Annotated in this window: 5 protein-coding genes; 4 read left to right on the forward strand and 1 reads right to left on the reverse strand. The window is 61.0% G+C overall.

The genetic code is table 11. The features are described 5' to 3' along the window. Positions 1–675: 675 nt before the first annotated feature. The 4 genes from ACFWF3_RS24570 (at position 676) to ACFWF3_RS24585 (ending at position 3394) form a co-directional block, all read left to right on the forward strand. Positions 676–1806: a hypothetical protein gene (locus ACFWF3_RS24570; protein ID WP_379315513.1), complete on the forward strand. Its 1131-nt coding sequence runs from the start codon at positions 676–678 to the stop codon at positions 1804–1806. Then, complete coding sequence (locus tag ACFWF3_RS24575) at positions 1790–2428, forward strand: hypothetical protein (protein WP_379315515.1); 639 nt, start codon at positions 1790–1792, stop codon at positions 2426–2428. The genes ACFWF3_RS24570 and ACFWF3_RS24575 overlap by 17 nt, the downstream gene beginning before the upstream one ends. Next, complete coding sequence (locus ACFWF3_RS24580; RefSeq protein WP_364582456.1) at positions 2425–2862, forward strand: hypothetical protein; 438 nt, start codon at positions 2425–2427, stop codon at positions 2860–2862. The genes ACFWF3_RS24575 and ACFWF3_RS24580 overlap by 4 nt, the downstream gene beginning before the upstream one ends. A gap of 187 nt (positions 2863–3049) precedes the next feature. Continuing rightward, positions 3050–3394, forward strand: coding sequence for an Lsr2 family protein (locus ACFWF3_RS24585; RefSeq protein WP_379315517.1), 345 nt, complete (start codon positions 3050–3052; stop codon positions 3392–3394). A gap of 276 nt (positions 3395–3670) precedes the next feature. On the opposite strand, the gene ACFWF3_RS24590 is transcribed toward ACFWF3_RS24585, so the two are convergent. After that, entirely contained in the window at positions 3671–4561 is an 891-nt protein-coding gene (locus tag ACFWF3_RS24590; RefSeq protein ID WP_379315519.1) for a hypothetical protein, read from the reverse strand. Positions 4562–4839: the final 278 nt, after the last annotated feature.

The following is a 4839-nucleotide window of genomic DNA, read 5'->3' on the forward strand; positions in this document are numbered from 1 at the left end:
GGCCTATCAGGTGGGTAGCCCGCAGAGTACAGACAGTGGGCAGGCTTGCGCGAGCCTTGCTGTTGATCGTTGTTCATCGGGCAACTTTCAGTTAGGCCCGATCAGCGGCTCTTCCACCTCAATGGAACCTCAAAAGATGAGATTTCGCCACAGTGATTCGTGGCGACGGCTCACATCCCGATGTTCGCCGTGATCGAAGGTGCCACCGCGACATACTCTCAGCGCCTCTGGCGATGCGGCTTCATCCACCGACGCTCACGATCGTCAGCCATACGGAATGGCTACACAGACGTCCGTCCGGAACTGCCTTGCCGATAATCTGGGCTCCGCGAATCTTGTTCCCCCGTACAAAGGGCGGCACCTGGGAGACCTGCTGCCATCCTCCTGCCGTCTCGTGTCCACCGACTGACGACACCCGCCTCTCCGCCCACGAGATCCGAATCCACCTCGACGATCTCGACCAGCACGAGGTCCTCTAAGGAATCGCCTGTTGAAAACGCCTACGAATCCGAGCAATGCTGCTCGAGGGCGAGTCCCGCTCGTCGAATTATGACGGTCTCACCACGCGGATGCTCTCCGCAACAACATGTTCGGCGGGTAGTCGCCGCCTAGCACGCATTGATCATCCGACTATCGGCATCGCTACACTGCTACCGTTGCGCCGAGGGGGAACGTATGAACGACTTCACCGTGCAGGTGGCCAGTCTCGATGGATTCGGGTTGGACCTGCAAGACCTGGGAACCAACTTCTCGTCCAACGCATCGCGCTTGCTGTCGGAAGTATCGCTGCCCAGCGGAACGTCCGGGCTGCTCGCCTCACTGACATCGTCGTTCGAGAACCTTCAGAGCACGTTGACCACGTCATACCAACAGGATCTGACCAACATCTCTTCGTATGGCACCAGCCTTTCCAGTGCTTCACGCCAGTTCGAAGGAACCGACGACGCATCCGCACAAGCGATCTCGACTATCTCCACGAGCACGACGAACGATCTAGCGATCAGCGGGTCGTCCGGCGGAGCGGGCGGAGTCACCCGATTCGCGGGTCTGCAGTTGCCGACGCTTCCTGCGATCGAGGACGGCCAGTTCACTGTCCGCAAGGTGGTCGATTCAGCGATCGAGCTGATCACCCACTTCGACGATCCGCTGAGCCGGGCGATCGGCATCAAGCCCGCAGCCGAGTACCTCGTACCGCTGGCCTCGGACTGGGAAACGTTGGAGACACTGGGGAGCCGGATTCGACAGCTCGGCATCAACGACTTCGTGGCGTCGGAGAACCTATCGAGCGGCCTCCGGTGGCTGCAAGGCAGCTGGTCCGGAAACACTGCGGAGTCCTTCGCGACTAGCGCGAGTGCCCTCGGACAGGCCATCTCCATGCGAAGTTCCGACTTGGATGTCGTCGGACAGATCCTCACCAACGGTGGCGCTTGCCTGCAACGCTTGGTGTACAACCAGGCGATGGGCTGGAGCAGCGGGCTGTCCCAGTCGATGAGTTTCCTCGGCTTCACCCTGCCGCTCGGAGCGTGGGCCCAACTCATCGACCGACCGATGAGCGATTCCAACAAATCTCAGATCGTCTCGGCGGTCGATGCGTTGAGATCGGCGGCTGACGCGCGACGAGACGCGATCACGTCCATGATCGGAAAGTTGACCCAAGCGCTCGATTACACGCCGGGGCGCACACTTCCTACCTTCTCCGCGAATGAATACGAGGTGCCCGACAAAGTGGTCGTCGATTTTGGTGCGTCCCGGTACGGGTTCGGGAACAACGTGTGGTGGGAGAGCAGCATTGCATCGCCCGCCTGACCGCCCGCTGCCAGCCGACCGTGCCGTATTCGGCTCGAAGACCGGCGCTCTGGACAAGGCAGAAGCCGCTGCCAACAGCGTCGATGCGGCAGCGGTCCAGTCCTGGTTCGACGTTATGGGCTACGACTTCGCCGAAGACCTCATGAGCATATTTCTGGGCAACAATGATTCCGGCTTCGAAAATGAGATCAGCTCAGCGCAATTCGAGAGAACTATCGCCAGCAGCAGTGCAAGGCAGAAGATCGCCGAGGGCCTCGACGAGATCAGGGAGCAAGCCCGCCAGGACCCCCAGATCGGCGTCACCCTCGAGCTGACGTCGCAATGGCTGGGCGCGGAGGAGACAGAGGGCGACCTGTTCTACGCGCTCGGTCACTACGACGTGGCAGTCGGAAGCGACACCACCGTCACCGAGGTGGATGGCGGCCTGCAGGCAGAGATTATCTACAAGGTCTACGTCTACGACTTCTACAACTTCGACAAGCTGCAGAGAGAAGCGCTCAGCCTCAATATCGGGACCGATATCAACAACGAGATGCGCCAGCTCGAGGAGGCTGGATGGGCACGCAGCTTTCGTTCCCGAGGTGAAGCGACAAGGCTACTACGATGGATCGGAAAGCTGTGAGGCACGCCATCACCCGAGTCCTCGGGCTCTGCGTATCCGTCTGCGCCACCACGATCGCCTTAAGCGGGTGCTCGCAGGAAGCAGAAGGCCTGCGCAATATGTCCGAGTGCTCAGGTGTCATATTCCCGGAGGGATCGAACACAGTCTGGTTCGACCGCGACGGCGGCTTCAATACATGGACCTCTGTAGCGGTGGTTGACATACCCCGCAGCTCGGTCGACGAGTTCAAACAGCGCTCCGGCTTCGCCCCGTTCGCCCCGGGTGTTCCATCGTCGTGGAAGTCGTACTGGGACGCGACAGGCATGGTCGATGCGCTGGCGAACAACGCCGTCAACGAACATTCGGCGAAAGACGACAAGGAACCTCGGCGGTATGTAGTCATCCATGACAGCGGCGGCGAGACGCGAAGGCTCTTCGTCCGCGCGAACTGCTGAGCACAATGCCAGTGCCAAGCGGTGTCGACACGAGCGCAGAACGAGGCGCTGACGGGCCCCGGGACTGCCCGGCGCACGCCGAACCTCTCGTCAAGCCGAACAGCATTACGATTGCCGACGACCGCGCTCAACCAGTTCGGGCGACGCGCACGCAATTCCTCGTACACTACGAACAGGACGTATAGCCATGGCGCGCAAAGTTGTTGTCACCCTTGTCGACGACTACGACGGCGCCTCCGTCGCCGAAGATACCGTCGCCTTCGAAATCGATGGTGCTGCTTACGAAATCGACCTGTCCGAGGCCAACGCAGCCAAGCTGCGTAAATCATTCGACCAGTGGCTGCCTTACGCCCGACGGATCGGTCGGGCGAAGATCTCCGGTCGCCGAACGGCCGTGACAGCGGGTCCGTCCGCTCGCCGTGACGATCTCGCCGCCATTCGCGCCTGGGCAAAAGAGAATGAGCACACGGTTTCGAGCCGCGGCAGGATCTCCGCCGAGGTCGTCGCGGCCTACGACGCAGCAGCGGTGTAATCGCAAGAGCGGTGACCAGGCCTTACCGCCGCGATCGAGATGAGCGCGGTCTTGTGCACGATGGAAGTATCGTTTCGCGTCTACGCCAGAGCTCGCAAAATATGGCGCTGACAGGCAAACTTCACCTGCGGCCGATGTCGCTGACATGGTCATTCCCCCGCATCCGGCTTGTGTCCGATCCATGCGAGCGGGTGAACGCAGCTGTCCAATGCCCACCACGGAGACACCAAACGAGCACAGCCAGACAAGGCGCGACAGGGAAAGCCAACTCCCACATCAGCGCCTCACCAAACCAGGAATCGACACCTCGAAACGCGTCAATGTCCCTCCACCGGAGAGAATTTGACGGTGCACTTTCACTCCCGAGGCGCGGACCGGACGTAGGGCGGCATCCAAGGTTGCGTCGCCGTACTCGTGAGTTTCGACCACCTCGACGAGCAAGACACCCAAGTCCACAGGTCGAATCAGCCGCACCACCAACTGCTCGCCGAGCATGTCGACGTCACCACTCCACCTTCGCTCGGCCGGTCCGACGATCACCACCATCAGCTCGTCGATCGCGTCCGCCAAACCCCCGAGCCCACATCGAGCCAGGCATTCCTCGCAGTACAAGCGCGCCAGGTGTAGTGCAGCACAGAACGGACTGACCCGGAATTCACCTAGCAGTCCAGTCGGCGGCCCACTAGGAACACGTTGACCCCCCACCCACGGCTGCTTGGGGTTCCGGACCGCAGGATCCACCCAGACGATCCGTGCGTTCAAGTTCGCCGAAAGATGTTGCAGAATAGTTGTTTCTGGCACTTCGAGGCCGGCGAGGTGATGCAGCGAAGGGACCAGAACGATTCCGCCACCGGTCGCTTCGAGTGCTCTGATCAGTTGCCACAGCGCAGGAGCAGGCGTCGGATAGGTAGGCAATCGATCGTAGTCGTAGCCGTGCTCCCGCGCGAGGTCACGCACCTGTTGGACAACGTTCGCGTCGATACGCTGATTCAGAAACTCGCCCAGCGACCACAGCAAGCGAATCGGTGACTCGAACTCGATGAATGTCCGCCCGGTGGGGTCATCGCAGCCGTAGAGCGACGCAACCTCGGCAAGCCAAGTTTCAACGGTTCGAATTCTGTTCCGCACCAACGGTCGTCGGTAGTAGGCGAAGACGGGCGCGTTCACCGGCCGGCTCCGAGGATCGCTCTGAGCACCGTCAACATCGGGAGTAGGTCCCCGCTGGTGGGCGGCGATTGCCATCGTCGGTAACCAGACTGCTCGTCGCTAGGCGATGGCAAGACCACCCAGCCCGTATCGACCGCGATGTTGCAGAGCAGCAGCGTCTGACTGAGAGGTTCAATGTCGGGATGAGGGCAGGGCTTTGTCAGGAAAGTCATTCTCGACGACCGAGGATGGACGATGACAAGACCGGCAGCCAGCTGCAGGGTTGCCGACTTACACAG

It is taken from the genome of Nocardia sp. NPDC060220, assembly GCF_042727815.1.
Taxonomy (GTDB): Bacteria; Actinomycetota; Actinomycetes; order Mycobacteriales; family Mycobacteriaceae; genus Nocardia.

What these genes read in the sequence shown, in the direction of transcription:
- ACFWF3_RS24570 (WP_379315513.1), top strand. Translation starts at nt 676, where the DNA reads ATGAACGACTTCACCGTGCAGGTGGCCAGTCTCGATGGATTCGGGTTG.
- ACFWF3_RS24585 (WP_379315517.1), top strand. Translation starts at nt 3,050, where the DNA reads ATGGCGCGCAAAGTTGTTGTCACCCTTGTCGACGACTACGACGGCGCC.